Source organism: Phormidium sp. CCY1219 (assembly GCF_035615515.1).
GTDB lineage: Bacteria > Cyanobacteriota > Cyanobacteriia > Cyanobacteriales > Laspinemataceae > CCY1219.
The window spans coordinates 1-373 of record NZ_JAJENT010000075.1; the positions used below are offsets into that span (position 1 = coordinate 1).

Sequence of the window (373 nt, forward strand, 5' to 3'; positions counted from 1 at the left end):
CCCGGCGGTAGGGAAACCCGTTGGCGAGAGAAAAATTATGGAAAACTTTACCGAAACAATTTAAAGACTGTGCCGATCATCAGCTAAAACGTTGATAAATTACCCATCAACCTTAACCGGCAACAAAACCATGACTCAAATCAAGCCCAAAATGGTTCCCATGCGCGCCCTCGCCCTGGGGTTTGCGCTGATGTTGGCCACTACAGCGGCGGGATGCGACAGAACCACAGAAGCAGAAACCACCGGAGGAAGCGAGACGATGACTCAGGCGCACAATCCCGAACTCGTCACCCTGGGTGGGGTAGTAATCCAAAAACAGGCGGCGAAGAATGCGGAAAGCTGGATGGCGGGAGGCGGCGATTATTTCGTCCTC

Annotated in this window: 1 protein-coding gene; it reads left to right on the forward strand. The window is 52.8% G+C overall.

Annotation, left to right across the window (positions count from 1 at the left end; all coding sequences use genetic code 11):
* Positions 1-130: 130 nt before the first annotated feature.
* Positions 131-373: hypothetical protein (locus tag LKK83_RS00485; RefSeq protein ID WP_324628776.1), on the forward strand; the 243-nt coding region annotated here is incomplete at its 3' end.